We start from the raw sequence: 15,902 nt of genomic DNA on the forward strand, positions 1-15,902 counted from the left end.
GCGTACTCCCTTGGCGCGCCGCGTGCCGCGGAAGATGCTCTGAAACGACCCCTGGAGGAGGAACACACATGTGCCGCTGGATGGCTTGGCTCGGGCAACCGGTCCTCATCGAAGAGCTCCTGTTCAACACCCAGCATGGGATCGTCGACCAGAGCCTGCATTCGCGCATGGGCGCGGAACCGACCAACGGGGACGGGTTCGGCCTCGGCTGGTACGGCTCGGGCGAGGGTCCCGGGCTCTACCACTCCGTGGCGCCGGCCTGGGGTGACGCGAACCTGCGCGAGCTCGCCGGCCACATCGAGTCGCCGTTGTTCATGGCGCACGTGCGCGCGGCGATCGGCTCCGCGGTGCAGCCGACGAACTGCCATCCGTTCCGTCACGAGAACTGGCTGTTCGTGCACAACGGGTACATCGGCGGCCTCCACGCAGTCCGCCGGGACCTGATGCTGGCGATCGAGCCGGGCCTGTTCGCCGACGTGCAGGGATCGACGGACACCGAGGTCGTCTTCCACGTCGCGCTCACCTTCGGGCTGCGCGAGGATCCGATCGGCGCGCTGGAGCGCACCGTGGGCCTGATCGAGGCGGTGGCCGAGCAGCATGGCATCCCCGATGCCGTCCAGGGAACGTTCGGCGTCTCCGACGGCAGCACGCTGTGGGCGGTGCGCTACGCGACGCAGGGCCCGGCGCGCACGTTGTTCGCGTCCTCGGACGCGGACGCGATCAAGCGCCTGCACCCCGACAACCCGCGCTTCGCGCGCCTGAGCGCGGAGGACCGCTTGATCGTCTCCGAGCCGTTCTCCGACCTGCCGGGCCTTTGGCACGAGATCCCGCAGTCGAGCGCGGTGACGGTGCGCCACGGAGGTGTGCTCGAGCACCAGGCGTTCACACCGCGCGTGCCGGTGAGCGCGGCGCATGCCTGAGTGGGCCGAATGGAATCCCGCGGCCGCCGACCGGCCGTGGACCGTCGGCATCGAGGAGGAGGTGCTGCTGCTCGATCCGCTCGACTGGTCGCCGGCCAACCGGGTCGACGACGTCCTCGCCGCCCTCCCGGAGCACCTCGTGCCGCACATGTGCGCCGAGACGCACGCGTGCGTCGTGGAGCTCAGAACAGGGCCGCACGGGACGGTGCGCGAGGCGGTCGATGAACTGCGTGGGCTGCGCGACGATCTCAACGAGGTGGTCGTGGGCCGGCTCGGGCTGCGAGCGGCGGTGGCCGGGACGCATCCCACCGCGGCCGGCGAGGACGTCCAGACGGCGTCCGGAGCGCGCTACCGCGAGGTCGAGTCGACGATGCGGGCGCTCGCGCATCGCGAACCGACGATGGCGCAGCACGTCCACGTGGCGATGCCCGACGCCGACACCGCGGTGCGCGCGCTCGACCGCCTGCGGGGCGCGCTTCCGCTCCTGCTCGCGCTGTCGGCGAACTCGCCGTTCTGGCGCGGAGCCGACTCCGGCTTCGCCTCGATGCGCACGCCGCTCTTCGGCGCCTTCCCGCGCACCGGGATGCCGCGGCGCTTCGGCAGCTACGCCGCCTACGTGCGCACGATCGAGCAGTTGCTCCACACCGAAGCGATTCCCGAGCCCAGCTTCGTGTGGTGGGACGCCCGGCTCCAGCCGCGGCTCGGCACGCTCGAGGTGCGCATCATGGACGCCCAGTCGCGGACGGCCGACGTGGGCGCGCTGGCGGCGGTCGTTCAGTGCCTGGGGCGCAGCGCGGGCGTGGAGAGCTGCATGGCCGCGCCGGAGCTGCTCGCCGAGAACCGCTTTCTCGCCGCACGCGACGGGATGCGGGCGGAGATCGTGGACCCGGCCACCATGCAACGCCACTCGATGGTCAAGTGCGTGGCGAATCTGCTCGTCGCGTGCGCGCCGGTGGCGTGTCAGCTGGACTGTGAGGACGAGCTGGCCGCGGCGGCCGAGCTCGCGATCGCGCCAGGGGACGCGCGCCAGCGCGAGTGGGCTCGCCACGACGGCGCCGGCGCGCTGCCGGCGCGGCTCGCCGAGCAGTTCGCACCGGCGCGGGAGGCGGCGGTGGCGTGACCGCGCGAGTGCCGTAAGTCGTAAGTTCTCACCCGCGCCGATCACCCCGCCGGCACGCGGTGTGGTCACTAAACGTTGTCAGGCCACGTTTAGTGACCACGCTCCGCGAACCTATGCGGTCGCGGGTTCGAGCAGCTCCGCGTTCGCGCGGCTGACGGCGATCTCGCCGCGGATCGAGACGATCCGCTCGGGGCGGAAGTCCGCGAGCTCCGTGCGCACGAAGTGCGCCGCTCGCTCGTCGGCTTCCTCGATCGCCTCGTCATCGCGCAGGACGCTGATCCACAGCACTTCGTCGTTGCCGCAGTCGAGCAGGTGGTAGGCCTCGAAGCCGTCCATCGCCCGGATGCGATCGGCGAAGACCTCGTCGACGCGCTGCAGGAGCTCTTCGACGGTGCCGTGCCGCAGCCGGTAATAGCGGATGCTCGCGCGCTTGCTCGCGGCATCGGCATGGCCCGGCTCGAGCATGCCCGGAGCGGCGCGGTTGACCAGGCTCGCGCCATGGATCGCGTCGTAGCGCGTGTGGGCCATGTCCTGGAGGTTGTCCTGTGTCCAGCGTCGCGCCAGCTCACGCGAGGTCTCGGCCTGACCGGGCTCGAGGAACATGCTCATCGTGAAGAGATCCCCGCCGCCGCAGTCGATGAGCTCGTAGCAAACGAACCCCGGCTGAGTGGCGATCCGGTCGGCGAACGAATCGTCGACCCGGCGCATGAACTCGGCCTGCTGCCCGGCCTGAAGTCGATACCGCCTCATGCTCGCGAACACCTGCGTCTCCTCCCTTCGCCTTGCCGTCAACCTACACCCCGCCGGTCGTCAGTCAAGCGACGTCGCTCCCTCGCGGAGCGCTTTGCGGCTGCTGACATCGAGCTTGCGGAAGACCTTGTGCAGGTGGTACTCGACCGTGCGCGGGCTGATGAACAGCTGGGCGCCGATCTCCGTGTTGGTGTGCCCTTCGCGAGCCAGCCGCGCGACCTGGAGCTCCTGCGGCGTCAGGACGTCGCGCGTCTCCGGGGTGAGCCGGCGCACGGTCTCGCCGGTGGCGAGGAGCTCGCGGCGGGCACGCTCGGAGAACGCTTCGGCCCCCATGCGGCTGAAGCTCTCGTAGGCGCCACGCAGAAGCACGCGCGCGTCGGTGCGCCGGTGCTCGCGCCGCAGCCACTCCCCGTACACGAGCCGGCTGCGCTCGAGCTCGACCGCTGCGCGACTGCGCCCGAGCCGCTCGATCGATTCGCGGAAGCGCGATTCATCGCCGTCGACCAGCGCGTGGCAGCGCGCTTGGACCCCGAGCGCCCATTCGGTGCCGCTCGCGTGCGTACGCCCACTCAGGCGCTCGAGCGCCGCCGCGGCCTCGTGCGGGTGATCGGTGCGCACGGCCGCCTCGATCAGTTCGATCAGCGCCCAGCCGTAGATCACGGCGTCCTCGTGCTCGCAGGCCTGCCGCGCGGCCGCCAGCGCCTCGTCGTAGTGGCCGAGGCCGTTGTGCAGCCGCGCCATGAACAACCAGTACCCGCTGACCGCCGAGCCTTCGCCGCGCGCGAGCGCACTCGGCAGCGCGACGTCGGCGATCGCCTGCATCCGGCCTTGATCGCCGCGCCCGGCGGCCAGCATGCCCGTCGCGTACTTCAGCGGCGGGAGCCCGGTCGCCTGCGCGAGCGCATCGACCTCGGCGATCTGCGCCGCGGCGGTGGCGAAGTCCCCGGAGTGGACGTTGACGACGGCGAGGTGGTTGAGCGCGTTCGGGAGCAGGTGGAGTGCGCCGGTGTCGCGCGCCACGCGTACGCCGCGGGTCGCGAGGAGGTGCCAGAGATCGTCGTCCCAGAGGTCCTGCGCGAGCCGGCACGCCAGCCACAGCCAGCGCAGGTCCGTTCCGCCGCCGTCGGGCTCGCCGAAGGCGCGCAGCGCCCTCGAGAGCGGCGCGACCGCTGCCGCGTACCCCTCGGTGAAGCGCGTGATCAGGGCGTCGAGCAGCACGTCGGCCACACGCGGGTCAGACAGCGGCTGCGACGCGCGCGCGGACTCGGCGACCTCACGCGCGTCCGGGCCGCTGCCGAGGCGACCCGCGAACATCGCTGATGCGATCGCCTCGAGATAGGTCTCGCGGGCCATCGCGGCGTCCATCGGTTCAAGCCGCCTGGCCGCTTTGAGCAGCAGGGGCGGCGCGTCGCGCCCGCGCTGCGTGTTGAACACGATCTGCGCGCGCAGGCGCTCCAGCCGTGCGCGCTGGAGCTCGTCGGCCGCCGCGAGCTCGGCGGCGCCGAGCAGGGTGGAGGCGGACACGGCGTCGGCGACGTCGAGCTTCGCCCGTGCCGCGTCGAGCAAGCGCTCGACGCGCACGGCCGGGTCCGGCGTCAGCTCGGCTGCGCGCTGCAGGAACGCGGCGGCCGCGGCCAGGCCGCCTCGGCGCTGGGCGCGGTCGGCGGAGCGCGCCATCTCCGCGGCGACCGCTTCGTCGGGCGCGGCGGTCGCCTGCGCGCGATGCCACGCCCGCCGGTCGGGATCGAGCACCGGGTCGGTGACCATCGCGAGCGCCTGGTGCGCGTCGCGGCGGTCACCGGGGTCCGCCGCCCGGTAGACCGCTGAGCGGACGAGCGGGTGCGAGAAACGTACGCGCAACCCGAGCTCGATCAGCCCGGCGGCCTCGGCCGGCCGGCCGGCGTCGACGGCGATGCCGAGGCGCTCGGCCGCGTGCCGCAGCAGGCTCGAATCGCCCAGCGGCTCGGCCGCCGCCGTCAGGAGCAGCAGCTGCGCGTCGCGCGGAAGCGTCCGGACACGCTCGAGGAAGGTGTGCTCGATGCGGCTCGCCAGCCGGCGCACCTCGAGGAGCCCGAACCCGCCGGCGAGCTCGGCCGGCGTCAACCCGCGCGGCAGCTCGATCAGGGCCAGCGGGTTGCCGCGCGTCTCGGCGAGGATCTGTGCCCTGACCCGCTCGTCGAGCGGCCCGGTGACCGCCGAATCCAGCAGCACCTGCGCATCGTCGGCGGCGAGCCCGTCGATCACGAGCTCCGGTAGCCCTTCGAGCGCGTGACCTTCACCCGGCTCGCGCAGCGCGAACACCAGACCCAGCGGTTCGGCCAAGAGCCGGCGCGCCACGAACGCGAGCGTCTGTGCCGACACCCGGTCCAGCCACTGCGCGTCGTCGACGATGCACACGAGCGGCTGCTCCTCGGCGGCGTCGGCCAGCAGGCTCAGGACCGCCAATCCGACGAGGAACCGGTCGGGCGGGGGACCGGTGCTCAGCCCGAACGCGATCCCGAGCGCATCGCGCTGCGGGGTCGGCAGATCGCGAAGCCGGCCGAGCATGTGCGCGCACAGCGCGTGCAGGCCGGCGAACGGGAGCTCCATCTCGGACTCGACGCCGGCTGCCCGAGCGATCCGGACTCCGTCGGCGCTGGCCGACAGGTGCCCGAGCAGGGCGGTCTTGCCGACTCCCGCCTCGCCGCGCAGCACGAGCACGCGACTCTGGCCCGCGCGCACGCCCGCGACGAGCTGTTCCAGCGCGTCGCGCTCGCCTACGCGGTCGAGCAGCCCGGATGACCGGTGGGCGTCGAGCATGGGGCGCACCGCATTATCGCGAAGCGGCGGGTGCGGCGTAGGCTCCGCACATGCGCCCCTCATCCGACGCCGAGCTGTCCCCCCGGTGCGACCTGCTGCGGTCGCTGCACCGTCCCGGCGCCCCGCTTCTGCTGCCGAACGCCTGGGACGTCGCGACGGCGAAGGCCGTGGTCGCGGCCGGGTTTCCCGTCGTCGCGACGACCAGTGTCGGCGTGGCCGCCACGCTCGGCTACGACGACCACGAACATGCGCCGGCCGAAGCGATGCTCGGTGCCGCTGCACGGATCGCCGGCGGTGTCACGGTGCCGGTGACGGTCGACGCCGAAGCCGGCTACCGGATGCAGCCCGCGGCCCTCGTCTCCGCGCTGCGGAGTGCCGGGGCCGCCGGCTGCAATCTCGAAGACACCGATCACGCCGCCGGCAAGCTCCACGATGTCGACCGGCACGCGGAGTGGCTCAGCGGCGTTCGACAGGCCGCGTCGGAGGCCTCCTACCCGCTGGTGATCAACGCGCGCGTCGACGTCTTCTTCGCTCCGATGCTCGCGGGCGCCGGCCCTGAGACCCAGGACGAGCTCCTTCCCGAGGCGCTGCGGCGCGCGCAGGCCTACATCGAGGCCGGCGTCGACTGCGTGTATCCGGTCGGCCTGTATGCGGCGGAGCCGCTGCGCCGCTTCATAGCGGAGGTCAGCGCCCCGGTGAACGTCGCACGGCTGCCGCAGGCGCCGCCGCCGGCCGAGCTGGCCGCGCTGGGCGTAGCGCGGATCAGCTGGGGACCGTTCCTGTACTTCGATGCGATGGCGCACTTCGGGGAGCAGCTCGCGTCACTCGCCGAGCCCGTGTGATGCGGGTGGTTCGATGGCGGCGCCGCCCGCGCCGGGCCACCCTAGGCGGCCGCGGGCATCCGCGAAGCTTCGAGGATCAGCTCGACGACCTCGCGGGGCCGCGAGACGCTGGCGGCATGCGAGGCGCCGGGCAGCTCGAGCGTGCGTCGCGCCCCGGCGCGCTCAGCTTCGAAGCGCTGCAGGGCGGCGGGGATGATGCGGTCCTCCTCGCCGATCACGAACCATGACGGCACGTCCTGCCACAGCGGGTCGCCTGACGGTTCGACGAGCGCCTCCTGGGTGGCCGGGCGCTGCGTCGCGGCCATGATCGCGGCCTGCGCCGCGGGGACGTCCGCGCAGAACACGTCGTGGTAGCTGTCCGGAGCGATGTAGAAGTCCGTCGTGCCGTCGCTGAGCGGCACCGGCCGCACCGTCTCCTCGCCGACCATGCTGCCCGGGTACATCGCGGCCAGCCCGAAGCAGTTCTCTCCGGCCGCGGGGGCGAACCCGTTGACGTAGACGAGCCCGACGATCTCGCCGGCGCCGGCGTCGACGTTCGTCATGACGGCGCCCCCGTAGGAGTGCGCGACCAGCAGCACCGGGCCGTCGATCGAGCGGACGACGTCGCTGATCGCCCGGGCATCGGCCGCGAGCCCGCGCAGCGGATTCGCGGCCGCGATCACGGGGAGATCCGCCTCGAGCAGCGCGCCGGTGACACCGTCCCAGCTCGCCGAACCGGCGAACGCCCCGTGCACGAGCACGACAGTTGACTTCATGAGTGGCCCTTCCGGTCGGGGTGCAAGTACCACCCATGACCGGATTGGTCAGTCGTTCTGTGACACCGTCGGCTGACTGGATCAGGCGAGCGCCTTGGCCTTCAGCGCCTCGAACTCCGTCTGGTTGATCGCGCCGCTGTCGAGGAGGGCCTTCGCCTTCTCGATCTCGCCTGCGGCGCCACCGGTCGCGGCCACCGACTGCACGTACTTCGCGAGCTGTTCCTCGTTGGCCTGCGCCCGCTCGGCACCGCGCTCGGCCATGCCCTTGCTGTTGGCGATCAGATAGACGAGCACGCCGAGGAACGGCAGGAAGATCAGGAAGATGACCCAGAGGGCCTTGATCCAGCCTGAAGTGTCGTGGCGGCGGAACAGGTCGGTGATGATCCCGACCAGGATCCAGATCCAGGCGACCCAGAAGAAGAACAGGATCATCGTCCACAGGACGTCCAGGAACGGGTAGTCGGCGGCGAGCAACATTCGATTAATCCTCCGGGGTGGGTTGGCTCACGTCTCGAAGCAGGACGGTGCCGGTCCCCGGGGTGATCCAGGCTCATCCTGCCAGGACGGTCCCGCGCCGGGTGCAGCCACCCTTGACATCGGACACGCCTGTCTGATTTCTTAATCCAGACACTGTTGTCTGGATTAGATCGGGGCTTGAAATGCACGGCCGACATCGCACACCGAACACCCGCTGGCCACTGCTTCTGCTGCTGTGCGTGGCGCAGCTGATGGTCATCCTCGACATCAGCGCGGTGAACGTCGCGCTGCCCGACCTGGCCAAGGATCTGGACATCGCCAAGGCCGACATCGGGTGGACGATCACCAGCTACTCGCTGATCTTCGGCAGCCTGCTGTTGCTCGGCGGGCGCGCCGCGGACCTGCTGGGCCGGCGCCGCGTCTTCCTCACGGGCCTGGGCATCTTCACCGCTGCTTCGCTGATGACGGCGCTCGCCGGCGATGCCGCGACGCTGTTCGCCGCGCGCGCCGGACAAGGTCTCGGCGCGGCGCTGCTGTCCCCGGCCGCGCTGTCGATCATCACCTCCACCTTCCACGGCCCCGAGCGCGCCAAGGCGCTCGGCGTCTGGGGCGCGGTCGGCGGGGCCGGCGCCGCCATCGGCGTGCTGCTCGGCGGCGCGCTGACCGAGCTCGTCGACTGGCGGGCGATCTTCTTCATCAATCTGCCCGTCGGCCTCGCGCTGGCCGCCGGCGCACTCACGATCGTGCCCACCGATCCGGTCCGGCCGCAGTGGCGTGGCCTCGATCTGCGCGGCGCAGTGCTCGCCACGGCCAGCCTCGGCTCGCTCGTCTACGCCCTCACCCAAGCGCGGAGCAGCGGCTGGACCTCGGCTCAGACGCTCGGTCTCACCGGCGTCGCGCTCGCCGGGCTCGCCGCCTTCGCCGCGCTCGAACTGCGTACCGCCAAGCCGCTGCTGCGGGTGCAGCGTCTCCGCGATCGCGGCGTGGGCGGGGGCTTCGTGATGATGCTGGGCGCCTCGGCCGTGCTCTTCGGGTCCTTCCTGCTGTCCTCGCTGTACCTCCAGACCGTGCTCGGCACCGGAGCGCTGGCCACCGGACTCGCGTTCCTGCCGTTCGCCGTCGCGATCGGCGCCGGCGTGCACGCCGGAAGCCATATCATCACCCACGCCGGGGTCCGGATCCCGCTCGCCGCCGGCTTCGCCGTCGCCGCCGCCGGAATGCTGCTGCTCTCCGGCGTCACCGCACACGGCAACTACGCCGCGGACGTGCTGCCCGGGATGCTCGTCGCGGGCGCCGGCCTCGGGCTGATCCTCGTCTCGGTCTCGGTCTCGATGCTCACCGGCGCCGCCGAGCACGAGTCAGGGATGCTCTCGGGCCTGACCACCACCGGGCATGAGATCGGCGGGTCGCTCGGGATCGCGATCCTGTCCACCATCGCCGCCGGGCCCACGGCCGCGAGCGGGATCGGCGACGCGTTCCTGGCCGCCGCCATCATCGCGGGCGTCGCCGGCGCCGCCGCGCTCGTCATCCTCCCCTCGGCGAGGACCTTCCTGCCCAAGCTCGCGCTCGCCCCGCGCGTCGCCATCCACTGAGCCGCCTTGCCCGCCCACCACGCCACGACACCCGACCCACCGCGCCGGCGCGCCGACGCCGAGCGCAGCATCGCGCGCATCCTCGACGCCGCCGTCGACGCCCTCGCCGGCGACCCCGAGGCCAGCATGGCGCAGGTCGCGCGGCAGGCGGGCGTGGTGCGGGCGACGATCTACGTGCACTTCCCGACGCGCGAGGCGCTGCTCGAGGCCGTCACCCACCGGGCGATCGCCGAGGTCGCGCGCGTGATCGACGCCGCGGAGCCGGATCGGGGGCCTCCGGCGGAGGCGCTCGGGCGCGTCGTGACCGAGACCTGGCGCACGCTCGGCCGCTATCACGCGCTCGTGGCCGTCAATACGGAGCAGCACGGCGCCGAGGCGCTTCGTGACCGTCACGCTTCCGTGCTCGACAAGCTCCACCCCTTGATCGAGCGTGGCCAGGCTGACGGGAGCTTCCGTTCAGACGTTCCCGTGGCCTGGCATCTGTCGATGCTGCTGGCGCTGATGCACGCCGCCGGCGCTGAGCTCGGCGCCGGCCGCATCGGCGAGGCCGACGCGGGGCCGGCGCTGGCCGCCACGATCCTCGGCGCGCTCGCCTGACGCTGTGCGGCTTCAGCCCTGGAGCGCGAGCAGATGTCGCTGTAGGGCCGCCATCAGCCGCCGGGTACCCGCCAGCTCGTCGGGCTCGGCGGTGGCGCGGCTCAGGACGCGGACGGTGACCTGGCCGAAGCGCTCGAGGAACGTATGCCGCTCCAGCAGCGACGCGGAATGTGCCTGGGCCTCGCGCATCAGCTTGACGCTCGCCTCGAGGGTGCGGCCGAAGTCACCGCTCACGCTCGCGTCGAGGAGTGTCTTGCGCCAGGCACGGAGCGCCGGTTGCGCCTTGCTGGTCGCGAACCAGCCCGGGGGCTCGTCGCCGTAGACCGCGGCCACCGTCGCGGTCGTGATCTCGCCGCCGAAGGTGCGCAGCACGCCCGCGAGCTTCGGGAGTGGGGCACGGGGCAGGGCGATCGACCGCAACAGGCCGAACGAGCGCTCGTCGGCGGCGAGGCGCCGCACGTCGTCGAGCCTGAAGCGCCGATGCCCTCCGGGCGTGCGCGTCACCTCGAGCCGGCCTTCGTCGGCCCAACGGCGCACGCGCGACGGCGGGATCGCGAGGACCGACGCGGCGGTGCTGACGGTGACATAGTCCTCGGGAGCCCCGCACTCTCCCGCGCGGTACTTCGTCAACACGGACCGCATGGCGTCCATTGCGTCGAGGAAGGCGTCCACGACCTGCGGGTCGAACTGCTGTCCGCGCTGCGCCCGCAGCACGCCCGCGGCCTCCGCGACGCTCCCCGCCCGGCGATAGACGCGATTGGTCACCAGCGCGTCGAAGGCGTCGGCGACCGCCACGATCCGCCCCGCCAGCGGGATCTCCTCCGCCGCGATCCCGCGCGGATACCCGCCGCCGTCGAAATGCTCGTGATGGGTCAGCGCGATCCTCGACGCGAGTTCCAGCACGGGCGTGGACGAGCCGGCGAGCAGCGCGTGCCCGATCTCGGGGTGGGTGAGCAGCTCCCGGCGCTCGCGCTCGGTCAAGGGACCGGGACGCACGCCGACGTTCATTGCAACCATTCCGAGGTCATGCAGCCACGCGGCAGGCGCGAGCACCTCGGGGTCCGCTCCCAATGGCCCGCAGATGGCGATGCAGTACGCCGAGATCCGTTGCAGGTGGGCGCGCGGCTCGATCAAGCGGGCGACGGTAACCCGCACGTGCGCCGGGTTCCGGAAGTTCACCCGGGTGAAACCGCGTGCCGCGGATGAACGAGCCGGTGCGCCGGAGCAAGGTCACGCCGCCGCGCTCGCCGACGCCACCGGTCGACCGGCCGCGGGTGCATGCGCTGCTGGGCGACGCCGCCGCGAGGCCGGTCACGCTGGTCTCGGCGTCCGCCGGTTTCGGCAAGACGGTCGCGGCGGAAGCCTGGCTGCGGACGCGCCGGCTCAGGGCGGCCTGGATCACGCTCGACGCCCACGACGACGACCCATTGCACCTATGGCGCTACGTGGTCGCCGCGGTGGCGCGGGTGCTGCCCGGCGTCGGGAACGAGGCGATGCGGCGCCTGCGCCGCGCCGAGAGCACGGCTGAACCGGCGATCGAAGCCTTGCTCGAAGAGCTGGAGGAGGACCGTCGTCCGCTCACGATCGTGCTCGACGACCTGCAGGAGCTGCGTGCGCGACGAGCCCTGGACACGATCGGCTACGCGGCCGACCGCCTCCCGCGGCATGTGCGCCTGGTCCTGTTGACCCGGTCCGACCCGGCGCTGCGGCTCCCGCGGATGCGGGCGAACGGGCGCCTGGCCGAAGTGCGCGATGCGGACCTGCGCTTCACCCGCGAGGAAGCGCGAGAGCTGCTGTCCGAGCAGGAGCTCGACGCGGTGTACGAGCGTTCGGAGGGCTGGCCGGTCGCGCTTCAGCTCGCCCAGTTGCGCGGGCCCGACACACCCCTGACCGGTCGCCGGCGTGACATCGCCGCCTACCTCGCCGCCGAAGTCCTCGCCGAGGTGGACGAGGACCTCCGCGACTTCCTGCTGCACAGCTCACTGCTGCCGCGGATGAGCGCCGAGCTCTGCGACTCGGCGCTCGCGCGCGCGAACTCGGCCGCCATGCTCGGGAGGGTCGTGCACGCCAACCTGTTCGCCGTCTCGCTCGACGACGAAGGCGTCTGGTATCGCTACAACGCGCTCTTCGCCGAGTATCTGCGGCTTCGCCTCGCCGCCGAGCACGCCCAGGCCGCGGCGCCGCTGCACCGGCGCGCGGCGGACTGGTTCGAGGCGCACGGCCTGATCGAGGACGCGGTCGAGCAGGCGTCGAAGGGCGACGATCTCGAGTTCGTCGCCCGCGCGCTGGAAGCGCATCAGATGCGGTTGTCGCGCGCGGGTCGCTCGGCCACGATCGAACGCTGGATGGGCCTGCTGCCACCGAGCATGGTGGCGATGCGGCCCGGTGTGCTCACCGCCGGGGCACTGGCGGCCGGCGTCGTCGCCCGTCCGCGGCCGGAAGTGCGCAGGATGCTGGCGCAGGCGGGCGCCGCCCGCGATGCGCATCCGGATCAGTGGACGGGCTACCACGAGGCGGCCCGAACGCTGCTGGCCGCGACCTACGGCGACGATGACGTCGCGGCGACGCTCGACCTCGCCACACGGGCGCTGGACCTCTCGCGGGAGGACGCCGAGACGCTGGTGGTGCCGGCGATGGCGATGCTGGCGCTCGCGCGGTTGCTGACGGGCGACCTCGACGGCGCGCTCGCATTGGCCCGCGAGACGATCGTGCACCCGGATGCGGCCGACCGGCCGTTCGGTCACGTCGGTGCGCTGGCGGTCGAGGCGATCGTGGCCGCCGAGCGGGAGAACTCCGTCGTGGCTTCGCGGTTCGCGGAGCGGGCGCTCCACGAAGCCGCCCGCGCGGGTGTGCTCGACAGCGCTCCCGCGGCGTGCGGCTACTTCGCCGAGGCGCTGGCGTCACGCCTCGCCGGGCGCCCGGCAGACGCCGAACGCGCGTTGCGGCGAGCGTTGCGGATCGAGCCCGCGATCGACGGCGGTGCACTCCACGTGTGGCTGTTGACGACGCTCGCGTCCGTGCTCGCCCGCCGGGGCTTGATCAGCCGCGCGCAGCAGACCCTGGCCGAGGCACGCGGGTTGATGATCGCCTGCGACGATCCGGGACCTGTGGCGCGGCACGTCGAGGCAGTCGAGCGGGAACTCGAGGCCGCGCAGGTCGTGCCGGCCACGGCGGCTGAGACGCTCTCGCCGGCCGAGTTGGCGGTGCTGCGTGAGTTCGGCACCGGCCGCACCGCGCGTGACATCGGCGCGGCGCTGTTCCTCTCCGCCAACACGGTGAAGTCGCACATCCGGGCGATCTACCGCAAGCTCGGCGTCGCCTCGCGCGACGACGCCGTCTCACGAGGCATCGCGCTCGGGCTGCTCGAGAACGACTCACCCGGGTGAATCCCGTAATCTAGACAAACTCGATCAAGTTGATGTACATTGCCCTCGTCGCGCTGCGAGCGCCGGGTCTATTGGAGGGCAAAAAGGCATTATGAACTGGGATTGGTCGGCGGTGGCGACACTCGCTGCGGTAGCGGTGAGCTGGGCCGGCATCTGGTGGATGCGCAAGCGTGGCGTCCACTTCACCTTCATCGCGCTCAGCGCCTTGGCGGCCGGCGTGCCGATCGGCATCGTCGCGGGAAATCACGTCGAAGCGATCGACCCGATCGGGCACATCTACATCAACGTGCTGCTCGCCACGGTCGGGCCGCTGATCCTGGTGGCGATCGTCTCGGCGATCCTCTCGCTCGGCGGTCTGGAGAAGCTGCGCACGATCGGGCTGCGCTCGATCTTCTGGCTGATGCTGAGCAACGCGCTGGCGGTCGTGCTCGCGCTGGGGCTGGCCTTCGTGTTCCAGCCGGGCAGCGGCGTGCACCGCAAGCTCGGCGGGCTCTCGACCGACGCGATCCAGGGTCAGGTGCAGAGCTTCGGCCAGGTCGTCGTCGGCTTCTTCCCGACCAACGTCGTCCAGGAGTTCAGCGCGAACAACATCATCCCGATCATCGTGATCGCGGTCACGCTGTCGGTGGCCTACCTGTCGCTGGCCGAGAAGGAGCCCGAGAAGGTCCGGCTCTTCCGCGACGGCATCGAGGCGCTCAAGCTCGTGGTGTTCAAGGTCGTCGGGTACGTCATCCGGCTCACGCCGTACGCGATCGTCGCGCTCACGGCCTCGATGGTCGGCAGCAGCACCAACCTCGGGGGCGACTTCCAGTCGCTCGTCGGGCTCCTGGTGCTCGTCTGGGCCGCGTGCGCCCTGCACGCGTGGGTCATCAACGGCGTGATCATCGAGGTCTTCGCGGACGTGCCGATGGTCGCGTTCTTCCGCAAGATCTTCCCGGCGCAGCTCACCGCGTTCACGACGCAGAGCAGCATCGGCACGCTCCCCGTGACGACGGAGCAGCTCACCCGCCGGGTCGGCGTCCACCCGGAGATCGCGCACTTCACGGCACCGCTCGGGTCCACGATCGGCATGCCGGGCTGCGCCGGCATCTGGCCGATCATGATCGCGGTCTGGGGCATCAACGCGTACGGCCTCTCGTACTCGCTGTCGGACTACGCCGTTCTCGCGGCGCTCGGCGTCGTCGTGTCGATCGGCGTGGCCGGAGTGCCCGGCGCGGCGACGGTCTCGGCCGCCACCGTCATGGCCGCCGCCGGGCTGCCGCTCGAGTTCGTCGCGGCGACCATCCCGATCGGCGTGATCGCGGACATGGCGCGCACCGCGACCAACGTCACCGCGGCGGCGGTGAGCGCCACCGTCGTGGCTCGGCAGACCGGGCTGCTCGACGACGAGATCTTCGCGGGCCGGGCCGGCTACGTCGACAAGGACGAGGTCGCGCCACCGACATTCGTCGCGCCGGCGCGACCTCCGTTCGTCGCGCCCGCGCCGCCGGTTTCCGTGCCCGAGCTGGTGGGAGCCCGATGATGCGTGCGAAGAAGTGGGCCGCCGCGGTCCTGGGCGTCGTCGCGCTGCTCGCCACGCCAGGGGCCGCGCACGCCCAGGGCGTCACGAACCCGGCCGACCATCCGGCTCCGATCAGCGTCACGATCGACGGCCAGACGTACACCGACGGGCGGGACACACTGCCCGGGTTCGACGACGAGGCCTGCACGGCCATCCCGAACGTGCAGTACGACTTCGCCAACGACGAGATCCAGTACTACTCCAACAGCGGCGACCTGATCGACAGCGCGCACTGGACCGAGTGGTCGCGGATCAGCTCGTACGCGACCTGGAAGGCGCAGCAGGGCACGAAGACCCCGACGCCGACCCCGACGGCCGCCGCCACCGCCACCGCGACTCCGGCTCCGTCGAGCAACGCGCAGACGAGCCCGTCGACCACGACGACGACCAACACGACGGCCCCGGCGTCGACGAGTCCGTCGACGACCACCCCGTCCACCTCGACCACGACGGGCAAGAGCCCGTCCACCAAGAGCACGACGACGAAGAGCTCCTCCACCAAGAGCACGACGAATAAGAGCCCGTCCACGACGAGCTCCACGAGCAAGAGCTCCTCCAGCACGAGCTCCTCGACGACGAGCTCCTCGACCACGAGCCCGTCCTCGGGGAGCACGTCGACCGCGACCAGCTCGTCGTCCGGCAAGAAGAGCGACACGTCGACGGCCTCGTCGGCGACGGGAGGCACTGCGACCGGCGACGGCGCCGCGACAGCCGCCCCGTCCGGCGACGCCGCGCCGGTCGACTCCGCCGGCACGACGACGGTTCCCGCCGGGACGACCGCGCCCGCCACCGGCGCTTCTGCTCCCGCTGCGGGTGCCGGGGCCGCGGCGTCGACCTCGTCGAGCTCGGGAGCGACGACGAAGTACAAGCTGGCGAGCCAGCATCTGGGCGCCGACGTGGCCGACACCCGCCTCGCCGGAGTCGGGATCCTGGCGGCGATCTTCGGCGTCGCCGGCCTCGGACTCGTGTTCCGTGGCTTCGCCCGTCGCCAAGGGTTCAGTCGCCAGTGGTAGCGCCGCGCCGCTGACCGCCTGACCTAGCGCAACACCCCACCCGCGTCCCTCACCCAACTGAGGGGGCGCGCGCCCCTGCGCGCCTCCGGA

Annotated in this window: 13 protein-coding genes; 8 read left to right on the plus strand and 5 right to left on the minus strand. The window is 72.0% G+C overall.

Translation table 11 applies throughout. The annotated features are described in order from the left end of the window. The first annotated feature begins 80 nt into the window (after positions 1-80). Both OM076_RS01560 and OM076_RS01565 read left to right on the plus strand, forming a co-directional pair. Entirely contained in the window at positions 81-920 is an 840-nt protein-coding gene (locus OM076_RS01560) for a class II glutamine amidotransferase (protein ID WP_270037570.1), read from the plus strand. Next, positions 913-2,040: a carboxylate-amine ligase gene (locus OM076_RS01565; protein ID WP_270037571.1), complete on the plus strand. Its 1,128-nt coding sequence runs from the start codon at positions 913-915 to the stop codon at positions 2,038-2,040. The genes OM076_RS01560 and OM076_RS01565 overlap by 8 nt, the downstream gene beginning before the upstream one ends. Positions 2,041-2,151: 111 nt before the next feature. Here the strand turns inward: OM076_RS01565 and OM076_RS01570 are convergent, their stop codons facing one another. After that, positions 2,152-2,790, minus strand: a complete 639-nt coding sequence (locus OM076_RS01570) for a hypothetical protein (protein ID WP_270037572.1) — start codon at positions 2,788-2,790, stop codon at positions 2,152-2,154. Positions 2,791-2,850: 60 nt separating this feature from the next. After that, a complete protein-coding gene (locus OM076_RS01575) occupies positions 2,851-5,589 on the minus strand; it encodes a helix-turn-helix transcriptional regulator (protein ID WP_270037573.1) in 2,739 nt (912 codons plus the stop codon). 50 nt (positions 5,590-5,639) lie between these two features. Here OM076_RS01575 and OM076_RS01580 point away from each other — a divergent pair, with 50 nt between their 5' ends. Next, positions 5,640-6,431 (plus strand): isocitrate lyase/PEP mutase family protein, encoded by a 792-nt coding sequence (locus OM076_RS01580; RefSeq protein ID WP_270037575.1) that lies wholly within the window; start codon positions 5,640-5,642, stop codon positions 6,429-6,431. 41 nt (positions 6,432-6,472) lie between these two features. Here the strand turns inward: OM076_RS01580 and OM076_RS01585 are convergent, their stop codons facing one another. Both OM076_RS01585 and OM076_RS01590 read right to left on the minus strand, forming a co-directional pair. Beyond that, complete coding sequence (locus OM076_RS01585; RefSeq protein WP_270037576.1) at positions 6,473-7,186, minus strand: alpha/beta fold hydrolase; 714 nt, start codon at positions 7,184-7,186, stop codon at positions 6,473-6,475. An 81-nt stretch (positions 7,187-7,267) separates the two neighbouring features. Beyond that, a complete protein-coding gene (locus OM076_RS01590) occupies positions 7,268-7,663 on the minus strand; it encodes an SHOCT domain-containing protein (RefSeq protein ID WP_270037577.1) in 396 nt (131 codons plus the stop codon). A gap of 182 nt (positions 7,664-7,845) precedes the next feature. Between OM076_RS01590 and OM076_RS01595 the strand changes: the two genes are divergently transcribed. Both OM076_RS01595 and OM076_RS01600 read left to right on the plus strand, forming a co-directional pair. After that, a complete protein-coding gene (locus OM076_RS01595; protein WP_270037578.1) occupies positions 7,846-9,255 on the plus strand; it encodes an MFS transporter in 1,410 nt (469 codons plus the stop codon). A 6-nt stretch (positions 9,256-9,261) separates the two neighbouring features. Continuing rightward, entirely contained in the window at positions 9,262-9,852 is a 591-nt protein-coding gene (locus OM076_RS01600; RefSeq protein ID WP_270037579.1) for a TetR/AcrR family transcriptional regulator, read from the plus strand. 12 nt (positions 9,853-9,864) lie between these two features. Here the strand turns inward: OM076_RS01600 and OM076_RS01605 are convergent, their stop codons facing one another. Continuing rightward, entirely contained in the window at positions 9,865-10,986 is a 1,122-nt protein-coding gene (locus tag OM076_RS01605; RefSeq protein WP_270037580.1) for an HD domain-containing phosphohydrolase, read from the minus strand. 68 nt (positions 10,987-11,054) lie between these two features. Here OM076_RS01605 and OM076_RS01610 point away from each other — a divergent pair, with 68 nt between their 5' ends. From OM076_RS01610 to OM076_RS01620, 3 genes are all read left to right on the plus strand, one after another. Continuing rightward, positions 11,055-13,238 (plus strand): helix-turn-helix transcriptional regulator, encoded by a 2,184-nt coding sequence (locus OM076_RS01610; protein ID WP_270037582.1) that lies wholly within the window; start codon positions 11,055-11,057, stop codon positions 13,236-13,238. 112 nt (positions 13,239-13,350) lie between these two features. Next, positions 13,351-14,760, plus strand: a complete 1,410-nt coding sequence (locus OM076_RS01615) for a dicarboxylate/amino acid:cation symporter (RefSeq protein ID WP_270037583.1) — start codon at positions 13,351-13,353, stop codon at positions 14,758-14,760. After that, the gene (locus tag OM076_RS01620) at positions 14,760-15,812 is read left to right on the plus strand and encodes a hypothetical protein (RefSeq protein ID WP_270037584.1); all 1,053 of its coding nucleotides are present in this window, start codon (positions 14,760-14,762) and stop codon (positions 15,810-15,812) included. Before OM076_RS01615 ends, OM076_RS01620 begins: the two co-directional genes overlap by 1 nt. Positions 15,813-15,902: the final 90 nt, after the last annotated feature.

Source organism: Solirubrobacter ginsenosidimutans (assembly GCF_027587205.1).

Coding starts and splice junctions, on each gene's coding strand:
- OM076_RS01580 (WP_270037575.1), top strand. CDS start 5,640: ATGCGCCCCTCATCCGACGCCGAGCTGTCCCCCCGGTGCGACCTGCTG.
- OM076_RS01560 (WP_270037570.1), top strand. CDS start 81: ATGGCTTGGCTCGGGCAACCGGTCCTCATCGAAGAGCTCCTGTTCAAC.
- OM076_RS01565 (WP_270037571.1), top strand. CDS start 913: ATGCCTGAGTGGGCCGAATGGAATCCCGCGGCCGCCGACCGGCCGTGG.
- OM076_RS01570 (WP_270037572.1), bottom strand. CDS start 2,790: ATGAGGCGGTATCGACTTCAGGCCGGGCAGCAGGCCGAGTTCATGCGC.
- OM076_RS01595 (WP_270037578.1), top strand. CDS start 7,846: ATGCACGGCCGACATCGCACACCGAACACCCGCTGGCCACTGCTTCTG.
- OM076_RS01585 (WP_270037576.1), bottom strand. CDS start 7,186: ATGAAGTCAACTGTCGTGCTCGTGCACGGGGCGTTCGCCGGTTCGGCG.
- OM076_RS01590 (WP_270037577.1), bottom strand. CDS start 7,663: ATGTTGCTCGCCGCCGACTACCCGTTCCTGGACGTCCTGTGGACGATG.
- OM076_RS01610 (WP_270037582.1), top strand. CDS start 11,055: ATGAACGAGCCGGTGCGCCGGAGCAAGGTCACGCCGCCGCGCTCGCCG.
- OM076_RS01575 (WP_270037573.1), bottom strand. CDS start 5,589: ATGCTCGACGCCCACCGGTCATCCGGGCTGCTCGACCGCGTAGGCGAG.
- OM076_RS01620 (WP_270037584.1), top strand. CDS start 14,760: ATGCGTGCGAAGAAGTGGGCCGCCGCGGTCCTGGGCGTCGTCGCGCTG.